Source organism: Niallia sp., assembly GCF_031978665.1.
Taxonomy (GTDB): Bacteria; Bacillota; Bacilli; order Bacillales; family Cytobacillaceae; genus Niallia.
Window position 1 is genome coordinate 133,560 of sequence record NZ_DALZDK010000005.1, and the last position, 23,109, is coordinate 156,668.

A 23,109-nucleotide genomic window follows, 5' to 3' on the forward strand; every position below is an offset into this window, starting at 1 on the left:
GTAAGGTTAGTTCAAACTTGCATATTTAAATCGAAAACTCACACCTGTGAAATGTTTAACAAGCCCCTTAATATTAGAGCGTATCAAAGCAGAATCCCCAACTTGATACAATGGAATACTAACGGCACTATCCTTTAAAATTCCCTCTGCTTCTTGTAATGCATTCCATCGTTTTGCTGAATCTAATGCCAATGTAGTAGCCGCAGAATTTAATAGATTATCAAATTCTTGATTTGACCACCCAGCATAATTGCTTACATGCTCACTAGTATACATACTTAAGATAGCAGTAGGATCGGCATAGTCTGGACCCCAGCGAGTTAATGCCACTTGATAATCTAATTTCTTCATTTTATCTAAGCGAGTTTTCTTAGGCATAATCTGAAGTTCAATTTGCATCCCTTCTAAATTTGTTTCTATTTGTGATTTAATGTATGCAGCCACGTTGGCTATAGTAGGATCATCTTGCTCATAAATAAGTGTAAAACTTCGGATATCCGTTTCTGCTTTTGCCTTTGCCCAATACTCTTTTGCTTTTTCCACATCGTATACATATTCTTTATCTACTTGCTCTGTAAAATCTTGATTATTATTCGTTGAATCAAAGCTGAATCCTTTTTGAATCTGAGCATAAGCTGGTATAGATCCATCTTTCAGAATATTATTCGTAAGTTGTTCTTTATCAATACTATAGGCAATTGCTTTACGTAGGTTAACATTATCTAACCCTTCTACTTGGTCATTGAACATTAAATACCATTCAAAGATCCCAAGACTATTGTGATATTCTTCATCATTCGAATACTTACTTACTAAATCTCCCGTTAATGGAGCATAATCTACATCTTTGTTTTCATAAGACATAAGCGCCTGTTGAGAATCCGAGATTACCTGAAAATTAACCGTGTCAATCGCTACATTTTCAGCATCATAGTAGTCTGGATTTTTCTCTAATTTTATCGTGTTATCTCCAGCTTTCCAATCAGCCACTTTGTATGGGCCATTTGAAAGAAGGTCTTCTGAAGTTAAAGCGAATGACTCTCCCTTTTCCTCCACATACTTCTGATTTAGTGGTGCAAAAGCACTAAATGATAATAAATTTTCTAAAAAAGGTACTGGCTTATCTAAAGTAATCACTAGCGTTTTATCATCTTGTGCGCTAACGCCTAGCTCTTTAGGATCTTTCTTTCCAGCAATAATATCTGTAGCATTTTTTATCCCTGCTACCTCTAACTCGAAACTAAAACCAGAGGCTAATGTTGGATCTGCTAACCTTTTCCATGCATATACAAAATCATTTGCCGTTACAGGATCTCCATTAGACCATTTAGCATTTTCGCGAATGGTAAATGTTTTAGTGAGACCGTCTTCACTAGATTCTACTTTTTCTGCCATAGCAAGTTGTGGAGTATCATTATTATCAATAGAATACAAACCCTCTATCGTATTTCCTACGACAATTGTAGAAAAGGATTCGTATGCCAATGCTGGATCAAGAGAGTCAACGGATGTAGTTTCTGCGATGGTTATACTATTGTTAGACGAATTTGCCTCTGTTGAATTAGAAGAATTACTGCATGCAATCAAAGAAGATATAAAGATCGTGAAACATAACATCAAGATAAAATATTTCATCCATTTTTTCATGAATAATCACTCTTTTCCCCATCTGAAATTTTTTACTTTTGTTCAGACAATCAGTAGTTTCTATGTAGCCCAACCTACATAAAAACACGAATGTGTAGTGCAATTTTCCAAAATAACACGTGTCAAATGGAGATGGTTAAAGATATGCTTCAACAGGTGTGATTCTATCACCATGATTTTTTTATGTCAACAGAATATTCTATCTATTTAAAATAGTAAAAAAAGACTCTTCTACTAATATGTGTCTTAAAAAAAATTGAAAAAAATTTAAAATTTTCCCTTTTCAATCATAAAATCCCTATTTTCCTAAACCCTTTTTGTTAGTTTTTTAAAAAACGAAATAATAAAAATAGATTGACAATTTAAAATTAATAGAATTATAATATGTATTGTAATAACATATAACGTTATATGATGTATTAACAATTCGATATCATGACTGGAGGAAAAAAAAATGAAACAAATTCATCAAGAACAAATTGGAAAAGCTGTATCTGCAGTAAAGGAAATTGAAGAAATCGCTAATTTTTATTTTGTAGGTTGTGGTGGGTCAATGGCATTTATGAAACCTGCTGCTTATATCTTTGATTGTGAAATCAACATACCTGCATCTGTCTATAATTCGGGTGAATTTAACACTCGCCTTCCATATGGGCTGGGATCTAATTCTGTCGTCATAACTTGTTCCCATTCAGGTACAACTCCTGAAACGGTAGAAGCAACAAAACTAGCAAGAGAAAAAGGGGCTATTACCATCTCCTTAACGAACGAAGAAGGTTCTCCTTTATGGGAAGCAGCAGAATATCCTATCCACTATGATTGGGGACCAGGTACGGATGCAAGTGATCTAAATAAAGGGCTATTATTCGGACTTGTCTTTCATCTCTTGAATAATGTTGCACCAAATGAAAAATATAACAAAGGAATTAAAGCTCTTGATTCTCTAGACTCTGTTATTCAGAAAACAAAAGACAGCTTCTCAGCAAGAGTGAAAGATTGGGGTAAATCATTGAAACGTGAAGAACTTATTTACACGATGGGATCTGGGGCATCCGAAGGGGAATGTTATTCTTTCTCCATCTGCCTTTTAATGGAAATGCAATGGATTCATTCCTCTTATATTCACTCAGGTGAATATTTTCACGGGCCATTTGAAGTAACTGATTTTGATGTTCCATTCATTCTTGTCAAAGGGTTAGGTAGAACACGCTCTCTTGATGAAAGAGGTTATAATTTCTGTACAAAATTCAGCGATAAAGTATATCTGATTGATGCAGAAGAATTTGATATGGAAGGCATTGACCAAGAAGTGCAAGAGTACTATACACCTCTATTAGTTGGATCAGTACTTCGTATACTTGCTGATTCTTTAGCATATGAAAGAGGACATTCTCTAAGTGCTCGCCGCTATATGTGGCAAATGGAATATTAATTATTTACCTTTTTTTGTCATATTGAATTATATTTATTATTCCTACTTTTTACATAAATGAAAGCCCAACCTTTTATTTATTAAATCTACAAGCAAAATAGCCCAACCTTTTTTGCTTGTAGATAAAAAACAGGAAAAAATTATATTCATAAACGTCATAACTTGGTATGATTTTACTATTCATTACTATTAAGGAAAGAGGATGTTTTTGATGAAAATGATTGCAGTTGGTGATAATGTAGTTGACTGCTATCTGGAAGAGCAGCAATTCTATCCAGGTGGCAATGCAATAAATGTTGCCGTTAATGCTAAGCGCAGAGGAATGGAAGCAGTATCTTATATCGGCATATTTGGGAATGATAATAAAGCAAACCATATCAAAAATTGTTTAGAACAAGAAAAGATTGATTTCTCCCGTTCTAGGAATGTATACGCTCCTTCTGCTCAACCAAGGGTAACATTAGATAAAGACGGAGATAGAATATTTGTTCCAGGACCAAAAAACTCCTCCCAGCATCTTTTTAAGCTTAAATTAACGATAGAAGATTTATATTTTATTAGTAACTTCCATGTATGCCATACAAGCTGCTATTCTTCTCTAGAAGATGAATTACCTAAAATAGCAGAAAATTGCGATATCTCATTTGATTTTTCAGAATACAACGATATTTCTTACATAAAAAAAGTAGCACCTTATATAAAATACGCTTTTTTCTCTGGATCTCGCTTTTCTGATGAAGAAATAAATTCTCTTCAGACTTTATGCCATGAATGTGGGACAGAAATTGTCGGAATTACACTTGGCAGCAATGGAGCATGTTTTTCAAATAAAAATCAACAATATCACCAAGCAATTAAAGAAGTAAATGTAATTGATACTATGGGAGCAGGAGATAGCTTTATTGCAGGGTTTCTTACTTCCTACTTACAGAAACAAAATATCGAAGAAGCTTTAAAATTTGCAGCTGAAAGTGCCGCTATTACTTGTACACAACGAGGCGGTTTTGGATATCCCCACCCTTTTGATGAGGAGCTATTGACTTTATAAAAGAAATGTTTTAGTTATTTTATGTTTATATTCCCCCCTAGTTATATAAGCATTCATTATTATACTAATTGGAAGACACCGAATAGGTGTCTTCCTAATACCGATTTTTTACATATATAAAACTTTTAATAGCAACTACTATCTATAACTAATTATGTTGGTGAATGGAGTCTTTATTTTCCAATTTTTTTATAGTTTAATCTTATTACTTTGCTTAACAATTAATAAATCTGATAAAATGAGATGAAACTGTATATTGAAAGGCTGTGTTGAAGCATGCTATCGTCCAACCAGGCTAAACCATTATATGAACAACTTAGGGATTCTGTAAGAAACGATATTATCAATGGTAAATATAGCCAAGGAGAAAAAATGCCTAGCGAAGGTGAATTGGGAGAAATATATGGAGTAAGTAGAATAACCGTACGAAGAGCGATACAAGATTTATGTGATGAAGGAATGCTTAATAGAAAACAAGGAAAAGGTACCTTCGTTCTAACTAGAAAACATAAAAATAGAATGGATATCATCAATGGATTTACAGATTATATGCAAGAACATGGCAGAAACATCGGTCGGCTAATTCTCGAAAAAAAACATATGAAGCCCTCTCAGCGGATTGCTGACTCCTTAAAAATAAGTATGGAAGATACCGTTATTTACGTCAAAAGGCTAATGATAGACGACGGCATTCCTTTCATGTTAGATGAATGTTGGTATCCTTTCAGCAGATTTCCTCATTTATTTGAGGAAATTAAAGAAGATACATCTACCTATCACATTTTAAGTGAAAAATATAACGTCGAGTTCTCTAAATCCTATAAAGAGATGAATGCTATTTTATCAACGGAAGATATCGCTGCAGATTTAGGATGCTCAATAGGAGAGCCGATATTTTCCATTTATAAAATAGTTTATGATGCAGTAGACATTCCGATTCAAGTATCTAAGATGGCGGTCATTGGTAGTCGAGTTACCTATACCATGACCACAAATGAAAATGGATCTGAAATGAAAACAACAATGAATATAAATGATTTCTAATTTTCATTGAAAATAATTTTTTTATTTAGAAAAAATACAATGAAGAGAATTATTAAACAACAAAAAAATGTCTCAAAAAAGCAAAATTTTTGGGATATTTTTTTATAACACTACAATTATGATATAACCTACTTCGTTATTGTTGTCACTTTTATCCTTTTGTTCTAATCCCTTCTCTATAGCCAGCCATATCATTATTTCTCGGCCCATAGTATCCTTCCATTATATTTCATTATCTCAAATTCAACCTCACGATAATTTTGTACAGCATCAATAAGATTATCCTTAAATAATTCTTCATAAAATCGATAATCATCCCACAGCTCTACAAATTTAACAGCCACTCCAAGACTTTCCAACCGCCACTATTATATCACTCATGTCTTCATTCCTATCTAACTATTTTACTAGTATTGTTATCATAATTTTTACCCTACTTTAGTTAGATTATCAAAAATACACGAAAATTGATATGGTAGATAGATAAGAAGTTAGGGAGGGATTATCCTTTCCAGAAGGACTTTTATTTAAAGCTGCTAGACTAACAAGAAAAGTCCCTCTTATTCCTATATTTTATAACAATTAATAATAAGAAAATTCAGAATTCGAACTCCAGACTAAGACTTATCCTTCTTCATCTCTTTCCTCCCATTGGTTAAAAGCTATAGGAAGGTATTACCTTTAGATCCTCCATCGATTTTCTCACTTTCCAGGTTCTAACGAGTTGTGTATCTAGAACATGTGGTGATACTTCAAAGTATACCTTTTCTCCATTTTTAAAGTAGATGACGCTTTTAAAGTCCTTATCGTTTTTCACTGGAAATATTTTTTCAATATGTTCTACAAAGATCCATTGACAGCAAAATTTCGTAGGTGAGTGAGTAGGAAATGCATATATATTTCTTGGGGGGATAATGGGCATTGGTAGCTTTTTCTGCATTTCTAGTTTATATGTAATGGAACGACATCGTCCATCAAAATCAGATCCTCCAATTAATAGATTTTCTTTCACAATTTCAAAAGGAGTTTGTTTAACAAACACCTTGCGATCAACCTCTTCTGCAACCGCGTAATATTCAATCGCTTCTATTGGATTTATTAACATGGTATTTTCATTCACCCTATATTTATTTACGATGATTTCTTCCTTCATTTAACACACTCCTTCTTTCACACTCTTTTATTTCCAGTTCCTTTTTTTCTTCTTTAATTAGCACTGCATCCAATTCTAAATCAAGCGCTTCACAAATCTTATATAATGTTCTAACTTTAGGTTCCTTTTGTCCCCTTTCAATTTGACCAACATGATTATGATCTAACCCTGCCTCCTCAGCAAGCCTATATTGCGTAAAGTTTTTTGCTTTCCTCCTATCCTTTATTAAGTTATGGTTGATGCAACTTTTATCCCCTCTTCCTTTCAAACAATTCACCTCCTTTAGAACTATTATGAAGGATAGTGGTTGCCGCTACTACTACCTATAGGAAGGATTTTTGTTAACATTTTGTTACTTTTTGAGAGATTAGTCACAGAGAAGTAACGAAATATTCACACAATTTAAGAAGGTTGCTATTTTCTTGTTGTTTTTGTGACTAGGTGTTTAAAATCTAATGTCTCACTCCCAAGGCAAGCATTCACAACGGAATGATATTTCTCTTGTTTCTGCTTTAATATCCCTTCTTAATAATCTAATAGAATATTCTATTGATAAACTAAGATAGGATTGACAATCACTCTATAAAAATTTCAAATTAAGGAGACAGAATATAGCTTTTTGTCTTTTTGCGGTGCCTGACACTTGATTTTCAATTATTGGTTACGCTACTACAGTACTTTTCCCGTTTCTGTGTCGATGTTCCTTCATAATAATCTAGTAAAAAATTCACATTCATAAAACAAGGTACTGTAGAATTCTTCTTATAATATTGATAGCTACTCCAAGGATAGTATTCTGCCAGCTTAACCATTCTCGCCTCAACTGGGTTAAGGTGTATATAACGGCTAACTTCTAACATACCTTCTTTGTCCTCAATAATTTTGTCATAAAACCGTTTTTCAAAGACATGGCCAGTTAAACGGTATTTGGTGTTATAGTAATTGGCATAACGTTTATTGATCAGTGCCATTAGCTTTGAAATGGGCACTTCACTAGAACGCAATTGTAAATGAAAATGATTATTCATGAGGCAATAAGAGGCGATTTCAAAGGGGGACTTTTCGTAGAGTTGCGTTAGAATATGAAGAAAAGCTTGAAAATCACTGACATTCCGAAACAAAGGGTCACGTCGATTCCCCCTGGAAACAATATGATAAAATCGCTCTGGTGTATACACTCTTTTCTTGTAGGGCATTATTTCTCCCTCGCAATCGTCATTTGTTTATTCTGTCCCCAGCGTCTTAAGGTCATCGCTTCCCAAATGGCTTGGTCAGCTATTCTTTCCTCTCCTGCTAAATCAGAAATGGTCCTTGCAAGTCTGATAATTTTAATCTGAACACGGTTGCTCCAGTTTTGCTTAGAAGATATTTGGGTGAGCGTCTTTTTCTGTTCTGTTGTTAAGGCACTCGTTTCCACCAAAATTTCAAACGGAACCTTCGCATTGGATACTTCTTGTTGATACCGCTCAAACTGGCGCATGCGTGCTGTTTCCACTCGTTCACGAATATCACTAGAGGCTTCCTGCGTCGTGGGAGGCTGGTTAACATTTACAGACTGTAAAGATAAGAGGATATCCATTCGGTCATAGATAGGACCTGACAATCTATTTTGGTAGGCTTGAATTTGCTTTTGGGAACAGGTGCAATAATGATGAAGAGAACCGAGGTATCCACATGGACAAGGGTTCATAGCACCTACTAAAATAAAAGAAGCTGGATACGTCACAGTAGAATGCGCTCGGCTAATGGTTACTTCACCCGTTTCAAGTGGTTGACGGAGCATATCAATCGTTTTTTTGGAGAATTCTGCAATCTCATCGAGAAAAAGGATCCCATGGTGGGCCATCGATATTTCACCTGGTCGCGGGTTCGACCCACCACCAATAATGGCGACAGCAGAAGCAGAATGATGGGGATGCCTGAAAGGAACCAATTGATTATGGATACGTTTTTCACGAGCAAGCTGATACAAACTCATCACTTCCAGCTGTGCTTGATTTGTTAATGAAGGTATGATGGAGGGAAAAGATTCAGCTAACAAGCTCTTTCCACAGCCAGGCGGACCATTCATTAGCAAATTATGCTCACCAGCTGCAGCAATTTCTAATGCTCTTTTTGCTTTCTCATGTCCAATCACATGGCAGAAATCCTTTTGATGTGTGTCAACATCTGAAGTTAGATGATTCTCCGAAGAAAACCGAGGATGAAACGGCATGCTTTCTTGCCCTTCCAAGTGCTGAACGACTTCCTCGATATGAGACACAACTATACATTCAATATCCTGTAGCATATGGAGTGGCAGCACCGAATCATAAGGTAGATATACTTTTTTGATCCCAAGCCCATTTGCCGCAATAACAGCAGGTAATATCCCTTCCCCACTCGCAATCGAACCATCAAGCGATAATGCTCCAATAAACGCCGTATCTACGGGAATCTCACGCTTCACCTCCCCCAGTTCCTTCAAAGCAGCAATTGCGATAGCCAGATCAAACAGCGAACCATTTTTCTTTTGATCAGGCGGAGATAGATTCACAACCACCTTCTTATCCGTTACATCCAAATCAAAATGAGCAATCGACGCCAACACTCTCTCCCTTGACTCCTTAACAGAAGCATCAGGCAAACCAACAATTACCATAGACTCCGTGTTCTGTGATATCCACACCTCCACCTGCACACGATAACCCTCTAATCCTTTCAAACCAATACTTGAAACCTTTACGGTCATGCAAAACCCTCCAAACTATTTAGTTTTATAGTACGATGAATGAAAACACTGGGAAAGAAACAATTCGAGAAAGAAGGAAAATAGGAAGATAAATCAATCGAGGTTAATATAGAAGGAAATCTTTTTAGAACATGAACAACTAGCAGGGGAAAAAAACAATCTACCACTCGAATATTCTACAAAATAATCAAATTCCCCTGCCAAAATGTAAATAAAAAAAGAAGACAACAATACACTTGCTGTACTTCTTCTTCAATAAATTCCAACAGCAATCACGCACAAAGCCTCCTGTGAAACATTTATATGAAACAAGATTATTCGAGGCGTCACTGTGACCGTCCCTTAATGTAAGGCGTTAACCTTATTTCACTATCTAGTTGCTCCAATTTACTATAAATATAATCAGGAATGTTTTTAGCAGTTAAGGCTAGTCGCATTTTATCTTTATCAGGCATTAGTTATAACGTAAGCGTAAAATATTTTACGCTTACGAAAAGTTAGATCTTTTAATCCTAGATGAATTAGGTTATATTCGCTTGTAATAAACAAGGAGCAGAATTATTATTTCAAGTTATTTCTATGTGTTATGAAACAAAAAGTATTATTATCACCACTAACCCACAGTTTGGTCAATGGAATCATGTATTTGAAGATCCAATTTTAACGGAAGCAGTCATTGATCGACTCATTCATCATTCTCATTTAATCGTATTTAACGGCGATAGTCGCTATAAAGAATCAATCATACAGAGTTGTTAAATTCCGTTGGCAAGTGGTAACATTTTTGATTGCCGTCTTATGCATTTTTTGCTTGCCATAAACATTTCAAGACGTCTCTGTGCTACGATACCCTATTAGTAAAGTAAGCGTCAAATAAGATTTGCTCTATTCTTCTGCAACAATCTATTAACAAATTTCTATAACCATCACACACATATAACATCCTGTGAAACAAGATTTTTTTCTTGGCGTCCCTTGAGTTTGGGACAAGGAACCTGACCCCATGTCCCTAACCCCATGTCCCTATATGTGCGGTTTTTCCTTATAAGCTTTATAATATGAGAAAGGACGGTGATAAGCATGCTAAAAGAAGAATTTCAAAAGAAGTTAGTTGATAAAATCATTCTAGACACAAACCCAGCCTTCGTCATTCTATTTGGTTCATTCGCTAAAGGCACGACACATGATGAAAGTGATATCGATCTTGCTTATTTCAGTGACAAGAAGCTATCATCTTATGAACGTTTTATGCTTGCTTCTGAGCTTGCTGCAATTGCCGGTCGGGAAGTCGATTTAGTCGACATTAAACAAATCGATACAGTATTTACAATGCAGATTTTTGAGCAAGGCAATCCGATTTATATACATGACGAGAACGAATTTACATGCCAAAAAATGCGTGCTTATAGCATGTATGCTACGTTAAGTGAGCAACGTGCTACAATTATTAATGCGATCAAAGAAAGAGGGAGTGTATTCGGCAATGAATGATGTTATTTTAAATAAAACGACGACAATTGAACGTTGTGTTAAGCGTATTTATGAAGTGTACGAAGACAATCCTGCAAACTTAACGGACTTTACAAAACAGGATAGTATCATTTTAAATATTCAACGTGCTTGTGAAGCGAGCATTGATTTAGCGATGCATATTGTCAGTAAACGCAAGCTTGGAGTACCAAAAGCGAGTCGTGAAGCATTTAAATTGCTACTAAATGCTGGATTAATTGAAAAAAGCTTAGCAAATACATTGATGAATATGGTCGGATTCCGAAATATTGCTGTACATGACTACCAGACGTTAGAGCTTGATATATTAGAGGCGATCCTAGAAAAACATATTAATGATTTTAAAGTTTTTACGAAAGTGATTTTACAACTGGAGGAGAATCATTAATTCGTGGTCACAGTGACCACACCTGAGGATGAGGAGAAATTCGCACTTTCCCCTCTACCATCTAAACCTTACAAAATGTCTAAATGGAAAACAGCGAAAGTACGGTCCGACTATCACCTCTCTGTCGATTGATATTCAGTTCCATATGAATATCAATCGACAAGTCAAAGTGAAACATTCCTGTCAAACAAGATTTTTCGGGGCGTCACTGTGCAGCGAAAGTATTTCTATCAGTCAACTAAAAGACGTGATCTAGGTGGCTAAATCAGTAGATTAATTTTGATGAGGGGGAAGAGTTTTGAAGAGTAATGAAATTAATAAAAAGATGTTAAGGAAATTTAATAATGAATTATTTTTAATTTACAAACTTAAGAAGTATGCCAAAGTATTTAATAAAACAGTAATGCTTCTGTCCGTTACTACATTAGCTTTTGTAATATTTTTTATTTTATTCGTAAGGAATAGTTCATTAGATACAGCAGATAAAGCAATTACAATTTCGACTCTATCTTTATTGGTAGCATTACTTTATCCAATATACAGAGAGCGGATAGGAAAAAAAAACTGGTATGAATCAGAAAATTATAGAACAAATCTATATCTACATTTTATTAGTTTAATATTTTTAATGAAAGATGCACAGTTGGATGAAGATTTAAAGAAAAAACTCTATGATGAATTGGAAAAGATAAGGGAATTAAGGAATATTGAAAATGTTTATGAGGAATCAGATTTCATTTTTTATCAGGAATACCAAGAACTAAAAGAGAAATATTCCAATAAATAAGTTCTACTAGCCAACTGGAGGACACTGAACAAGCGGTTTAATCCCGTTTCGTTTGGTGTCCTTTTTTATTAATCGGCGTGATAACTTTTGTGATAATTTCAATGATGGAATTCAGTGCACCTTTTTTTACTTGCCATTGTTTTTCTAACTCATGGTCACAGTGCACCTGGCCGTAATCACCTCCTTTCCTAAACGGAAAAAAGCGCAACAACCAACCACCAATATCCAGTTGCTATTTCAGTTTATCATTCACACAATCTAACTCTCTATCAATCTTCGACAAATTCCGGGGCGTCACTGTGACAAAGAATTTCATTCACCGGATTCTAAAAATCAATCTATTTACAATTCTCTTAATTTTTTTCCACCCTCTTCTTTTTTCCTCTTTTACAACACCCTCAAATGTTCGATTAGCAAAGTAATACTGTCTACGAAAATTTGTTAGTAGCAATCCAGACTTTAAGTCAATATCATATTTATATGAATTGGCAATGGAATCTAACCTCTTGCTATTCAATAGGTTAGCATAGTTGTTCAAGAGCGGTTGTAGTATCTCTAATTTTTCCTTTGTCATTCGATGTAAATGATGGGTAAGCTTACTTGGATTAGCTGAATCAAACCCGCTCATATGAAAAAAGACGATTGGTTTTTCGTCTATCCAATAGCGTTCCTTTTGATAAGATATTTCCCGTTGAAAAATATTCCAATGTGCCACATTATACTGTGGAGCATCAAGGCTAAGAAAATCCTCTTTATATAAATGGGTAAGCATGGGTAATAATTTTTGGTCACAGAACATTCTTCTTGATAAATCATTAAAGCAATAGATTTCAAATCGACTAATGAGCCAATCAAGCATTTCCAAAGAACGTTCATGCTTTCTAAACATCCAGAATCCGCTATTGTAAATGCCCACTTGTAATAATTGTAAATCATCTGGTTGTTCTCCATCTAATGGCAGTGCTTCGGTGATATGCGGGGTAAAACTAAATAGGCACTGATCTAAATGATTATCAATTTCCTGGAATGAGCTGGTAACATATATATCAGAATCTAAATAGATAACTTTTTCTTTCCCGAGAACTGTCATTAAGTGTTTAATGAAGGAAGGTCTTACTGCATTACATAGCTCAAAGGCGGTATAGTAGATAACCATATCCTCTATATTTTTAATCTTCACATCTTCTAAAAAGAGCACTTCAAATGGTATATCCTCATATATAGGATGGGTAGCATCTCCATCAATTACGAAACAATAAAAAGATAATGCTGGATGATGTTCTTTTAACGATTCATACAGTACTAGAGTTTGTGATAGATAATTTTGAGTGATGACTGTGCAAAATGATAGCAATTTTTTTCTCCTAACGTGTAATGAGTTATATAATGGATTTTTTTATTTCTTTTTCGAACATATCCGTCATGTTTGATAAAGTAAATTTTTTTGATTGAGTTAGCCCTTTTGTTGATAAAGATTGTCGTAGAGCAGAATCTTCAACAATGCTTTTGACCCCTTCTAGAATAGAGGTAGCACTTGTTGGATCTACATAGACAACTGCATCTCCTCCTACTTCTTGGAGTGCTCCTGTAGTGGAGGTTAGGACCGGACACCCGAGAGACATAGCTTCTAAGACGGGTAAGCCAAATCCTTCATATAGTGAAGGAAAAATTAGTGCTACTGCATGTTTATATAAATGGACAAGTATTTCGTCTGGTGAATCGATATAGATGATTCTATCCTCAATCCCTAATTTTTTTAGCAAGGCTTGTTCCCATTTATTCGATTTGCCAGTACAAACAATTTTTAAATTTTTATGTTCCTCTCTTAACCACGTTGCTATTGACTGGATGAAGAATCGGAAATTTTTTCTCCCTGTTCGGTCCCCAACAAATAATAGGTAGCTATCTGGCAGTACTATGGATGGTTTCTTTTCCATATGTAGTGAAAGTAAATTTCCAGTGTGAACAACTTTTATATGATCTTCTTCAATCGGTGTAAGGTTTAGAATATCTTCTTTTGTTTGATTAGAAATTGCAATAACGGTAGAAACGTGATGGATTAAGTAGGCTAGTCGATCTGCATTACTACCAGCAGGATCAAATAATCCATCAGGCCCAAGTACACAGCGCATCGTATCATGTACGACCATCATTGTTCTCTTGTTTTCCGGCAAGAAAGAGAAAACAGCATCATCGAATATCGGAGACGTAATAAACACAGCATCATAATTTCCTTCTTTGATTTTCCGATGATATCTCTTCATAGATACTTTATTGAGCACTTGAACAAATTTGTTCCAGCCAAAACCAGCTGGGATTAATTTATTAATGTGCTCAAGTGACTGTAATTTCCCATCAATAAAGTCACTTCCAGAAAAAATTAACGGGATTTCTATATCAATCCCTCTTTTTTGTAATTCCTTAAATAGGGTGCTATAATAACGGACCATACCACATCGCCCATAAAAGAATATTTCGGGGTCTACTAATAGCTTCATTCTCATTTCCTCCATTGGCTTAATAATGATATTTTTCCTTTAAGACCTTCCTTGCTTGCTGTACTAACATTTGTGATAAAGTTGCATCTGTAGCAAGTTTTTTACAAGCTACTAGAAAGTCTTCTGCAGTTTCGGCTGGAATATAGTGTTCGTAGGGTACTAACTCTAGTCCATAGACAGATTCATTTGTAGCTATAATAGGACGACCATACATCATTGCCTCCATAATCTTAAGCTTTGTACCTCCACCAGCATGGAGAGGGGAAATGATTTGATAGGCATTAGCATAGATAGGTGTTAAATCTTCAACTTGTCCGTGGTAAATAACCCCTTCTGTACGGTTAAGAAGTTCGATAAATTTAGTCTTGTTGCTATATCCGACGACATGTAATTCCCATTGATCGTTTGATGCACGTAGCTTCGGTAGTACTTTTCGTATAAACCAAGTGACCGCTTCTTCATTAGGATAATAATTCAATGAACCTACAAAAAGAAGGACATATGGATTTTCTGAAAGTCTTAACTCCCTTTCGAATCCGTGAATCCGATTCGGCATTATCTTTATAGGTATTTTTTTGAATTTCTTTTGTAAAGTAGCTTGGTCCTGTTGCGAGCATACATACACTTTATCAAAAACTGTCTGTATTCTTTTCTCCGATGCAAAAAAATGATAACTGGTTAGAAGGAAGCGAAATCCATTTCTGATGCGATAATTCTTTATGAAGAGTTTTGCTATCTTATAGTGCGTTAGTGATTCTAAATCATCCATATCCAGTTCTATTCTGGAAGGTTTAGTTAATTCTTTTAGATATAGGGCAAAATCCATTAAATATAGTCGAAAACATAAAATCGTATCAAAAGGTATATGTTTATAGAAACTAGTTAACTTTTCTTTATTGAATATAGATAATGGATACCAACCGAATAATTTTGAAGCTGCTGTTCTTCTAAATAGAAGTTGTACTATCTCTAGTAATCTAGTCTGTGAAGAAGATTCTAAAGTGATTACTTTTACAGAAGAAACAGCTTCTATATGTCCTAGATTTTTATCCAATAGAGGCGTGACAACTAACAAATGAATTTCATAATCTTCGGCTAATTTCTTTATCCATTGGTGTGCACGTTTTTCCCTACCAGGACCATTTGCATTTGGAAAAACAGGAGAAATAAACAATAATTTCTTCATACGAATAGCTTCTTTCTTTTATATTTCGATAATGCGTGTTGCAAAATGAGTAGAATTCTCTTTTCGATGGGAGATAAATATAATGCTTCCCTCTTTCATCTGTTCTTGGATATTTGCCATTACTTCCTTCTCTGTTTTTTCATCTAAAGCAGAAGTCGCTTCATCCAGAAGCAGAAGTTTGGGATTATGGTACAGTGCACGAGCAATTCCTATTCGTTGCCTTTGCCCTCCTGAAAGGAAAATCCCGTTGTCACCGATATAAGTGTGTAATCCATTAGGATATTCACGAATTAGTTCATCTAATTGGACTTTCGAAAGAACTTGCCAAATTCTTTGTTCCTCTATGTTGTCATTACCAAATACGATATTCTCTAATATACTCCCACTTAATAAGGTAGTTTCTTGTGGGACATAGGCAATACGATCATTAGCTGTAAATATACTTTTAGATTGATAGACTGTTCCTTCATCTGGTTCAATCAAACCAGCAATAATCATCATTAATGTACTTTTTCCTTTACCGGAATTCCCCATAAAAGAGATGCACTCTCCAATAGGAACTTGAAAGGACAAATCGTTAATTGTTTGTTGCTCTTTGCTATAGGAGAACGTAATATTACAAATATCCAATAAAATATTTTCCGGTAATTCGATCAAATTTTTCTTGTAATGATTATCGGAAGAGACAAGCTCTCTATTGAGGATCTTTAACTGACTATATGTGCCTTCTAACTCTGCATAAGAGGAGAGCAAGAGAGACATAGAGGGAATCAGTCGTCTAGAAAGGATAGCAAAGGAAGCTAGGCTTGCAATCAATTCTGGTGTTTTCCCTTTATCAGCTAGGATAAAATAGAGTAATCCTATCCCAACAGCAATCGTAAAAATGGATTCTAACAATATCTTGGGAATATGCGGAAAAATGGATAGCTTTATCTTCGTATCGCTTAATAGCTGTAATTCTGACTTCGCACGATTTTTCATTATATTGGTGACACCGAATAGTTTTGTTTCTCTGAACATATTTAAATTTTCATGAAGTCTATTATAAAAATTTTGTTCATAAACATTATGTTCATGGGTTGCTTGGTTTATTTTAGCTTTCATTTTTGAACTGGTTAGCTTATTGAATAACAGTACAATGATAAGCCCACTAAGTACAATGAATGGAGCAACAACAAACATCGTTCCAGCTAGAAGAAGTAAAGTAATGAAAGAACCAATAAAATTAAAGAGCACTTGATAAGAAAAGGCACTATCAAGGGAAGTTGCTGTGATATGTTTCATTCTGACAGGCTTTGTTTCCTCAGAAAACCTTATCCAAGGTAAATTCAAATAATTATCTAATAACTGGGAGGAATATTCACGGTACAATAATTGCGTAAATCTCCTTGATTGCTTAACGGATAAAAACTCGATAACTTGTCTAATTAGCGTCATGAGAATAAATCCACAAATAATAATAGGAAGGAAATTTCCCTTAATCGAAAAACTTAAAAATGTTACTTGTTCACTCTGTAGGCACATTACCAAAAGGTACATAATAAAAACAATGATTAAATCAATGATCGGAAGAAGACATGTTAACAATAGAGATAGCTTCATTTTTCCTTTTAAATCAGTAGGGCTAGCATGGTAGATATAAGACAGTCTTTCGAATGATTTAACTAGTGTTGTTTTCTTAAACACGCTTTATAACCCCTTTTTCAGCTGAAAAAATAATTTAATCGTCTCAAGATAATTTTTCCTTACTTCTTTTTTGTATTGATTTAGATTTACATAAGTGTCTGATGGTAAGAACTTTCTCGTTAAATTGCTATAAGTAGTGTTACCGAAATTCACATAGTTTGCCGTTAATCGTCCCTCATGAAAATAAGTGAAATCACAGCGCTTTTTATCCCACCATAAATGGCTCCATAAATGAAGAGTATAGACATTATCCGGTAAACTAATATTTTTGTTAAATAAATTATGAATACCGGCTTGAGACCAATCACAATAAAAGAAAGCACTTTCCGGTTCAATATGAATGGTAGCAGGATACTTTCTACTTAATCGATAGGGTAAAAATGTAGAATGAGCACTCCATGTTCCATCAAACTCATCTAATATGACTTTTAGCCATTCCTTGATGAAAGCAGAATTTTTCTCTGCCATAATGAAGGCATTACATAAGGATCCACCTGCATTCTTCGCTGCAGGCATATTCCAATCGACTTTCTCCATCCCCATTACACAAGGATGTTCAAAGAAAGCATCTGGAATCCTTTTAACAAAAACAGTATCAATATCTGCATATACGCCTCCATATTCTAGCAGGATTTCTAGCCTAGAAATATCCGATAAATGGGCATATCGAAATTTAGCTAAAGCAGGGTTTTTATATTGAAAGTCATTCATATATGCATTTTTTTTAATAGGATTTAAATGAATCTTATCTTTAATCTTATCCCACCATTCTCCATAAGGCTTATGTTCATAGTGAAAGATAATCTTTTCTGGTTTATTTATTTCTATACATGATTGAATAGCTAAATAATGAGAAAGATGAAAGGGTTCGGTTTGGGGTCTTAATCCAAACACAAAATGAAAGATTCTAGGAATTTTAGTCATTTAGTAATACCTCGATACATTTATTTGCAATAACTTCTTTTGTAAATTTCGCTCGTGTTTCATTTTCTAATAAGGAAGCTTTTTGTGATGCTTTCGATTGATTCTGATAGATACTTCTTAATATGTTTTGTGCTTCATTTAATTCAATATTTGCCCACTTTTGTTCTTTACGATAGGAGTTTTTTCCAAAGGCAGTTGAAACAGGTCCTAACGAATAGGGTGCAAGATAAGCATTACTGGATGATAAAAAATCTAATTGTCCACCATATCCGGTAATGGCAACTGAATTGCCAAACCAAGCAGCCTCATAAGCTCCCATTCCCCATCCTTCACCGTGCGTGAATGAGACAAAGCAATTTCCTAGAGAATGGATCCAAGCTATATCATTAGAAGAAAGATTACTCGTTAAATGGATTACTTTTGCAGGTTCTGTATATGAATCCACAATCGATTGAAAACTAGTAGAAGCAGGTTGAAAGGATGGTCGTCCAAAATACTTCTTCCAAGAATTTTGATAAGTAGTCCAGTCTAAAGAATCCGTTTTTAATAAAAGAGTTACGTTTTCTGTCGCCGCAAATTCCTTTAAAAACGAATGTAATAAAAAGGGAATGTTTTTCCTTTCATTCCACATTCCGATGGAATAGAAAATGTAATCTCCCTCGATCTGCTTTAAAATATCTAATAAGTCAGGAGATAGAGGATCACTTGGTTGGATTCCATGAAATTCTGAAATATGAGGTAGAACGTGAATTGGAACTTTTACTCCACATGATAAAAACACCTCTTTATTCCAGTGACTTGGCACAAAGATGCCATCCATCTTATTAAGAAGATCTGGCCAATGTGGAGGTATACAGTCAGTTTCCCAAGCGGTATATCCAAAAACCGGTACATCAGGGTTGGTTTTCTTCCGTTTATTAAGCCAATAGGGATAATATTCTGGAACAGTATGGATAAGAACAGCATCTATCTGATCAGTAGTTTCGTCTAATAGTAACTGTCCACCTTGTTCTACCTTCCCTGGCTTAATTAGCGTTTTTGCAATTTTTATTTCTTCATCTAACAGTGCGTGCATAAGTGATGAAGAGGCAATTCCATACCCAGTATGTTCGTCATAACAAATAAAATTGATTGTTTTCATAAGTTCTTCCTCTTTTATTTTCACTTTGCTCTTATACACGTAATAATAGTCTTTTAGTAACAAAGCGATAATATTTACAAGTATAGTAAATTCCATGAACAAATCTAGTTTGTAGAAATACTTTATAAAGAAAAGGAAATAATCCTGGTTTATACGCTTTATCAATTTTGTTTTTTACCAGTTCATTGTTCACAATGTCACGAATAAATTCCTTCTTTTCTTGTTTGGACTTGGTACAATCTTTATCAAATAGATTTGTAAAACTAGAAATAACGTTTTGGATAGTAAAATAATGAATAGTACGTTCTAACTCCCTATCAGCATTCAATTTAGAAGAAAAGTATTCAATTGTTTTATCATGTGCCGTGTCGATAAAATAAAATAGTCTTTCCGTATAGCTAGTAGTTAAGGAACCTGATTTTTTTTTCACATAATAGTAAAAGGCTTTGTCTGTGAGATAAATAGCATTGCAATAATATAAATATTCAATATTGAATATTAAATCTTCCGCATACTGAATTCCCTCTGGCATTTTTAATTTATGCTCTTTAATAATGCTTGCTTTGTAAATCTTGCCGCAAGGACCATTAACGATACCGTTTTCAAATAACGGATATATTTTATTTATATCTATACGTGAATTGTTGATAATTCCATAATAATCTAGATTAGCCGGATAAATTTCTTTATTCTTTCTGCCAATAAATTCATGAATCAATGGACTTATGACTAAATCACAGTTTTCTTTTTTTATAATAGACATTAAATCCGTATACATATCTTCTGTAATATAATCATCTGCATCAATAAATGCTATGTATTCACCTTTAGCATTATCTATACCAACATTACGTGCAGAAGAAGGACCATTATTTTCTTGATGATAGAGCTTCACTCTTTTATCTAATAATTGATACTTCTGACAAATAGATAAACTAGTATCACTAGATCCATCATTAATCAGAATAAGTTCAAAGTTTTTATAGGTTTGGCAGAGAACTGAGCTTATACATTTATCTAAATATTCATCTGCATTATAAATAGGTATGATGATGCTTAATTCAATCATTAAATCAATCCTTTTTAGGAACAAAGTAAGAATAAATGTTCATATAATTATCATAGTAAAAATATTATAGTACAAAAGACTTAAATAATCATTATAATCTTATTGGGAATAATTGTAATCCTCGGTTTAAGGTAGGATTATGCATAGAAGCTATTCAAAAGGTTTCAAATTTACTTTGTTACCATGAGTGAGTTCCTTCATTTGATAGTCGTCCGTTGAGGAGGTTCTACATAGATATAATGATTGGTGTCCGGTAGATGAACTGCCTATGAGGAAGGCATAGATTACACAACAAAAAGTGCTAGATTGTTAGAGGAGAATTCCCTTCTTAAAAAGGACGTTGAGAAGTTAACAAACGAGAAATATCAATTAAAAACATCACTAGGACTAAATGACTGGATTTGATATGAATATGAAATCCTTCAGCCCTTATGGCCATGGAATGATCAAAGTGTTGAATCTTAATTGATGAAAATTGTTTAAAATTTTTTTATAAAAACTGTTTAATTCTACGTGAGGGTTACAGGAATCTCGCCATAAAGTTACTTCAACTATTTTCTGTTCGCAAATTGATCCTAGAGGATGGCATACCAAATTAGGGAATGAAATGAGTGTAGAAGCTATTTTAGAGCGTATATCCATGCGTGAACTCCACAGACTAAGTGGAGCACAGTAATAAGACAAAAAAAGAATTAAGGGAGTTATAGGAATACTTATACTATGTCGGATACAAAAGCTGGTACCCGTTCTCGAAGAATCCAAAAAAGCAGTTTATGAACATCTACGGAAAGAAACCAAAAAGACATATTTAAGTGGGCAATAAAAAGGATTATAGAATATTCCGAATACAATTCTAATTAACAACAGTCTGTAAAAGAAAATCCCTACAGTTTATTAAGCTAGTATTCTGTAGGGTTTTATTATGATCGGTAAACGAATTGGAATGGTGTGGTGAATTTATTAGTAATAAACATGGCAAGCATGGTAAATTCCCTTTGCCGTTATCATTGTAAATTTCCTTTTTCAGTGCTGCTTCAGAAACAACAACTTCTATACCTTTTGCTAAAACATCTCATGAAATCTTGTTGTCTAAAGTTATCTGAATCCATTTTAATAGTGATTGATAATTATCAACACTTTTATGAATCCGTTTAATTATCAATTCCCCTATATCTATTAGCAGCACCATTGCAGTCATGATATTTATTTGCACCATCTGAAATAAGTAAACTAGCAATCGAATTACTTAGTATTTTTTGGTAATTAATAATCTCTAAAAGGAATTTTAATAAGCAATATAACCTGTTCGCAACTGTGATTTTATTATTTACTTTCCTTCTTCAATTTTATTAAATTATAGAAGGATTAACTTAAGTATTTAGGGTTAATAAAATATCATCCCATGAAAAAATTGGTTCCTTAATATCTTCTTCAATGATATTTGTTCCTCTTTGAACTTCAATTATTTCTAATTCTTCTATTGCTCTAACTGCATGACTAATATATGGTGAAATTTCAATAACGTCTCCTGCCATAATTATGCGGGAATCATTATTTATTATTAATTCTCCCATACCTTTAACTACAGTCCATACTTCTGTTCGGTACTCATGATAGTGGTGACTAAGATTTTTTCCAGTTTGAATACAGATTTTTTTAGTCAATACCTCTTTATCTTTATTGTATTTTACAAAATCAAGTACTTTATACCAGCCCCAGATGCGTTCTTCGTACATTGGACGTTGGTCAAAATCCACAATTAATTCTTTTAGTTTCGGACTAGACTCTTTGTCACTTACTAATATTCCGTCTGGTGAAGCAGCTACAATTAAATCTTTTCCACCCAATACAGCTATAGGAATCTCCAATTCATTAATTAAATGAACATTATCACAGTCCTCACTAATTGTTCCTATCCCCATAATATTTTTTGACATCTCTTCAGTAAGAGTGTTCCAAGTCCCTAAATCCTTCCAATAACCTTCGTATTGTAACATAATAATTTCTCTTGCCTTTTCAACAACCTCATAGTCAAAGCTATTTTTATTAAAATTATCATATTGTTGTATTAACTTTTTATATTGAGTTGATAATCCAAGATTTTCTATCATTTTTATAATAAATGATAATTTAAAAGCAAATACTCCACAATTCCATAATGCTCCATCCTCTATTAATTTTCTAGCTTCTTCTTGACTAGGCTTTTCTTTAAAATGACTGACTTTTAAATAGGCATTTTCTTTAAATTCATTTGGAACTATATATCCATATTTCGAAGAAGGAAATGTTGGATTTACTCCCATTAATGCTAAATCAGCTTTTGATTGATTTAAAGCCTCTTCTAATTCAACTACTTTTTGAAAAAAATCATTTTCCACATAAGGATCCACCGGTAATACACCAATAACTTCCTCTAAATCTGTATTACATTCTGAAAATAGATAGGAAGCAGATAAAGCTATGGCTGGAAAAGTATCACGTCTGTCTGGTTCGACTACTATAGAAACTTTATTACCAATCTGATTTTTTATCATATCTACTTGAGAAGCACTTGTTGCAATTATAGAAGACTTCCCTAACCCAACCGCTTCTAATTGATTATATACTCTTTGAACCATGGAAACTTGTTGTTTCTTTTCATCTTCTAATACTTTCAAAAATTGCTTTGAGCGTGCATCATTTGATAAGGGCCAAAGTCTTTTCCCTGATCCCCCAGATAACAATACTAATCTCATATATATTCTCCGATCTCATATAATATAATAAAAATACTCAGCTAAAAAGTTGAGTATTTTTTCAATTGATAACTATAACGTATACTGCTTCTCAAAATAATGCTGATACTCACCGCTAATAATTTGCTCCC

The 23,109-nt window shown here is 34.0% G+C and carries 21 protein-coding genes and 2 pseudogenes; 8 read left to right on the forward strand and 15 right to left on the reverse strand.

Annotated features, from left to right (window positions below):
* Window positions 1-6: 6 nt before the first annotated feature.
* Window positions 7-1,647 (reverse strand): peptide ABC transporter substrate-binding protein, encoded by a 1,641-nt coding sequence (locus RTL21_RS04280; RefSeq protein WP_312093651.1) that lies wholly within the window; start codon window positions 1,645-1,647, stop codon window positions 7-9.
* A gap of 454 nt (window positions 1,648-2,101) precedes the next feature.
* Between RTL21_RS04280 and RTL21_RS04285 the strand changes: the two genes are divergently transcribed.
* The 3 genes from RTL21_RS04285 to RTL21_RS04295 all read left to right on the forward strand — a co-directional run bounded on the left by RTL21_RS04285 (window position 2,102) and on the right by RTL21_RS04295 (window position 5,171).
* Window positions 2,102-3,079, forward strand: a complete 978-nt coding sequence (locus tag RTL21_RS04285) for an SIS domain-containing protein (protein ID WP_312093653.1) — start codon at window positions 2,102-2,104, stop codon at window positions 3,077-3,079.
* 211 nt (window positions 3,080-3,290) lie between these two features.
* Window positions 3,291-4,127, forward strand: coding sequence for a PfkB family carbohydrate kinase (locus tag RTL21_RS04290; RefSeq protein ID WP_312093700.1), 837 nt, complete (start codon window positions 3,291-3,293; stop codon window positions 4,125-4,127).
* Between the two features lie 276 nt (window positions 4,128-4,403).
* Complete coding sequence (locus RTL21_RS04295) at window positions 4,404-5,171, forward strand: GntR family transcriptional regulator (RefSeq protein ID WP_312093655.1); 768 nt, start codon at window positions 4,404-4,406, stop codon at window positions 5,169-5,171.
* A 194-nt stretch (window positions 5,172-5,365) separates the two neighbouring features.
* Here the strand turns inward: RTL21_RS04295 and RTL21_RS04300 are convergent, their stop codons facing one another.
* From RTL21_RS04300 to RTL21_RS04320, 5 genes are all read right to left on the reverse strand, one after another.
* Window positions 5,366-5,515, reverse strand: coding sequence for a hypothetical protein (locus RTL21_RS04300; RefSeq protein ID WP_312093657.1), 150 nt, complete (start codon window positions 5,513-5,515; stop codon window positions 5,366-5,368).
* Between the two features lie 311 nt (window positions 5,516-5,826).
* Window positions 5,827-6,324: a competence protein ComK gene (locus RTL21_RS04305; protein WP_312093659.1), complete on the reverse strand. Its 498-nt coding sequence runs from the start codon at window positions 6,322-6,324 to the stop codon at window positions 5,827-5,829.
* Window positions 6,299-6,592 (reverse strand): helix-turn-helix domain-containing protein, encoded by a 294-nt coding sequence (locus tag RTL21_RS04310; protein ID WP_312093661.1) that lies wholly within the window; start codon window positions 6,590-6,592, stop codon window positions 6,299-6,301. Before RTL21_RS04310 ends, RTL21_RS04305 begins: the two co-directional genes overlap by 26 nt.
* A gap of 382 nt (window positions 6,593-6,974) precedes the next feature.
* Window positions 6,975-7,520: a transposase gene (locus RTL21_RS04315; RefSeq protein ID WP_312093663.1), complete on the reverse strand. Its 546-nt coding sequence runs from the start codon at window positions 7,518-7,520 to the stop codon at window positions 6,975-6,977.
* A complete protein-coding gene (locus tag RTL21_RS04320; RefSeq protein ID WP_312093665.1) occupies window positions 7,520-9,055 on the reverse strand; it encodes a YifB family Mg chelatase-like AAA ATPase in 1,536 nt (511 codons plus the stop codon). Before RTL21_RS04320 ends, RTL21_RS04315 begins: the two co-directional genes overlap by 1 nt.
* A gap of 488 nt (window positions 9,056-9,543) precedes the next feature.
* Between RTL21_RS04320 and RTL21_RS04325 the strand changes: the two are divergent.
* The 4 genes and pseudogenes from RTL21_RS04325 to RTL21_RS04340 form a co-directional block, all read left to right on the forward strand.
* A pseudogene (locus RTL21_RS04325) lies at window positions 9,544-9,814 on the forward strand (ATP-binding protein); the annotation flags it as partial.
* Window positions 9,815-10,135: 321 nt separating this feature from the next.
* Window positions 10,136-10,546: a type VII toxin-antitoxin system MntA family adenylyltransferase antitoxin gene (mntA, locus tag RTL21_RS04330; RefSeq protein ID WP_312093667.1), complete on the forward strand. Its 411-nt coding sequence runs from the start codon at window positions 10,136-10,138 to the stop codon at window positions 10,544-10,546.
* On the forward strand, window positions 10,539-10,952 hold the full coding sequence (gene hepT, locus RTL21_RS04335; RefSeq protein WP_016205396.1) for a type VII toxin-antitoxin system HepT family RNase toxin: 414 nt from the start codon (window positions 10,539-10,541) through the stop codon (window positions 10,950-10,952). Before mntA ends, hepT begins: the two co-directional genes overlap by 8 nt.
* A 298-nt stretch (window positions 10,953-11,250) precedes the next feature.
* Window positions 11,251-11,739 (forward strand): hypothetical protein, encoded by a 489-nt coding sequence (locus RTL21_RS04340; RefSeq protein ID WP_312093672.1) that lies wholly within the window; start codon window positions 11,251-11,253, stop codon window positions 11,737-11,739.
* A gap of 37 nt (window positions 11,740-11,776) precedes the next feature.
* On the opposite strand, the gene RTL21_RS04345 is transcribed toward RTL21_RS04340, so the two are convergent.
* From RTL21_RS04345 to RTL21_RS04380, 8 genes are all read right to left on the reverse strand, one after another.
* On the reverse strand, window positions 11,777-11,905 hold the full coding sequence (locus RTL21_RS04345) for a hypothetical protein (RefSeq protein ID WP_312093674.1): 129 nt from the start codon (window positions 11,903-11,905) through the stop codon (window positions 11,777-11,779).
* Between the two features lie 150 nt (window positions 11,906-12,055).
* Complete coding sequence (locus RTL21_RS04350) at window positions 12,056-13,093, reverse strand: glycosyltransferase family protein (protein ID WP_312093676.1); 1,038 nt, start codon at window positions 13,091-13,093, stop codon at window positions 12,056-12,058.
* A gap of 25 nt (window positions 13,094-13,118) precedes the next feature.
* The gene (locus RTL21_RS04355; protein ID WP_312093678.1) at window positions 13,119-14,237 is read right to left on the reverse strand and encodes a glycosyltransferase family 4 protein; all 1,119 of its coding nucleotides are present in this window, start codon (window positions 14,235-14,237) and stop codon (window positions 13,119-13,121) included.
* 19 nt (window positions 14,238-14,256) lie between these two features.
* Window positions 14,257-15,423, reverse strand: coding sequence for a glycosyltransferase (locus RTL21_RS04360; RefSeq protein ID WP_312093680.1), 1,167 nt, complete (start codon window positions 15,421-15,423; stop codon window positions 14,257-14,259).
* 18 nt (window positions 15,424-15,441) lie between these two features.
* The gene (locus RTL21_RS04365) at window positions 15,442-17,109 is read right to left on the reverse strand and encodes an ATP-binding cassette domain-containing protein (RefSeq protein ID WP_312093682.1); all 1,668 of its coding nucleotides are present in this window, start codon (window positions 17,107-17,109) and stop codon (window positions 15,442-15,444) included.
* Between the two features lie 3 nt (window positions 17,110-17,112).
* Window positions 17,113-18,033: a glycosyltransferase gene (locus RTL21_RS04370; protein ID WP_312093684.1), complete on the reverse strand. Its 921-nt coding sequence runs from the start codon at window positions 18,031-18,033 to the stop codon at window positions 17,113-17,115.
* Complete coding sequence (locus tag RTL21_RS04375; protein ID WP_312093686.1) at window positions 18,026-19,174, reverse strand: glycosyltransferase family protein; 1,149 nt, start codon at window positions 19,172-19,174, stop codon at window positions 18,026-18,028. Before RTL21_RS04375 ends, RTL21_RS04370 begins: the two co-directional genes overlap by 8 nt.
* A gap of 31 nt (window positions 19,175-19,205) precedes the next feature.
* Window positions 19,206-20,243 carry a glycosyltransferase family 2 protein gene (locus RTL21_RS04380; protein ID WP_312093688.1) on the reverse strand — a complete coding sequence of 346 codons (1,038 nt, stop codon included), beginning with the start codon at window positions 20,241-20,243 and terminating at the stop codon, window positions 19,206-19,208.
* Between the two features lie 520 nt (window positions 20,244-20,763).
* Here RTL21_RS04380 and RTL21_RS23300 point away from each other — a divergent pair.
* Window positions 20,764-20,919: pseudogene (locus tag RTL21_RS23300) on the forward strand (AAA family ATPase); the annotation flags it as partial.
* 694 nt (window positions 20,920-21,613) lie between these two features.
* Here RTL21_RS23300 and RTL21_RS04390 read toward each other — a convergent pair.
* Window positions 21,614-22,978, reverse strand: a complete 1,365-nt coding sequence (locus tag RTL21_RS04390) for a sugar phosphate nucleotidyltransferase (RefSeq protein WP_312093690.1) — start codon at window positions 22,976-22,978, stop codon at window positions 21,614-21,616.
* Window positions 22,979-23,109 lie beyond the last annotated feature (131 nt).

What these genes read in the sequence shown, in the direction of transcription:
- RTL21_RS04280 (WP_312093651.1), bottom strand. Translation starts at nt 1,647, where the DNA reads ATGAAAAAATGGATGAAATATTTTATCTTGATGTTATGTTTCACGATC.
- RTL21_RS04285 (WP_312093653.1), top strand. Translation starts at nt 2,102, where the DNA reads ATGAAACAAATTCATCAAGAACAAATTGGAAAAGCTGTATCTGCAGTA.
- RTL21_RS04290 (WP_312093700.1), top strand. Translation starts at nt 3,291, where the DNA reads ATGAAAATGATTGCAGTTGGTGATAATGTAGTTGACTGCTATCTGGAA.
- RTL21_RS04295 (WP_312093655.1), top strand. Translation starts at nt 4,404, where the DNA reads ATGCTATCGTCCAACCAGGCTAAACCATTATATGAACAACTTAGGGAT.
- RTL21_RS04305 (WP_312093659.1), bottom strand. Translation starts at nt 6,324, where the DNA reads ATGAAGGAAGAAATCATCGTAAATAAATATAGGGTGAATGAAAATACC.
- RTL21_RS04315 (WP_312093663.1), bottom strand. Translation starts at nt 7,520, where the DNA reads ATGCCCTACAAGAAAAGAGTGTATACACCAGAGCGATTTTATCATATT.
- RTL21_RS04320 (WP_312093665.1), bottom strand. Translation starts at nt 9,055, where the DNA reads ATGACCGTAAAGGTTTCAAGTATTGGTTTGAAAGGATTAGAGGGTTAT.
- mntA (WP_312093667.1), top strand. Translation starts at nt 10,136, where the DNA reads ATGCTAAAAGAAGAATTTCAAAAGAAGTTAGTTGATAAAATCATTCTA.
- hepT (WP_016205396.1), top strand. Translation starts at nt 10,539, where the DNA reads ATGAATGATGTTATTTTAAATAAAACGACGACAATTGAACGTTGTGTT.
- RTL21_RS04355 (WP_312093678.1), bottom strand. Translation starts at nt 14,237, where the DNA reads ATGAAGCTATTAGTAGACCCCGAAATATTCTTTTATGGGCGATGTGGT.
- RTL21_RS04360 (WP_312093680.1), bottom strand. Translation starts at nt 15,423, where the DNA reads ATGAAGAAATTATTGTTTATTTCTCCTGTTTTTCCAAATGCAAATGGT.
- RTL21_RS04370 (WP_312093684.1), bottom strand. Translation starts at nt 18,033, where the DNA reads ATGACTAAAATTCCTAGAATCTTTCATTTTGTGTTTGGATTAAGACCC.
- RTL21_RS04375 (WP_312093686.1), bottom strand. Translation starts at nt 19,174, where the DNA reads ATGAAAACAATCAATTTTATTTGTTATGACGAACATACTGGGTATGGA.
- RTL21_RS04380 (WP_312093688.1), bottom strand. Translation starts at nt 20,243, where the DNA reads ATGATTGAATTAAGCATCATCATACCTATTTATAATGCAGATGAATAT.
- RTL21_RS04390 (WP_312093690.1), bottom strand. Translation starts at nt 22,978, where the DNA reads ATGAGATTAGTATTGTTATCTGGGGGATCAGGGAAAAGACTTTGGCCC.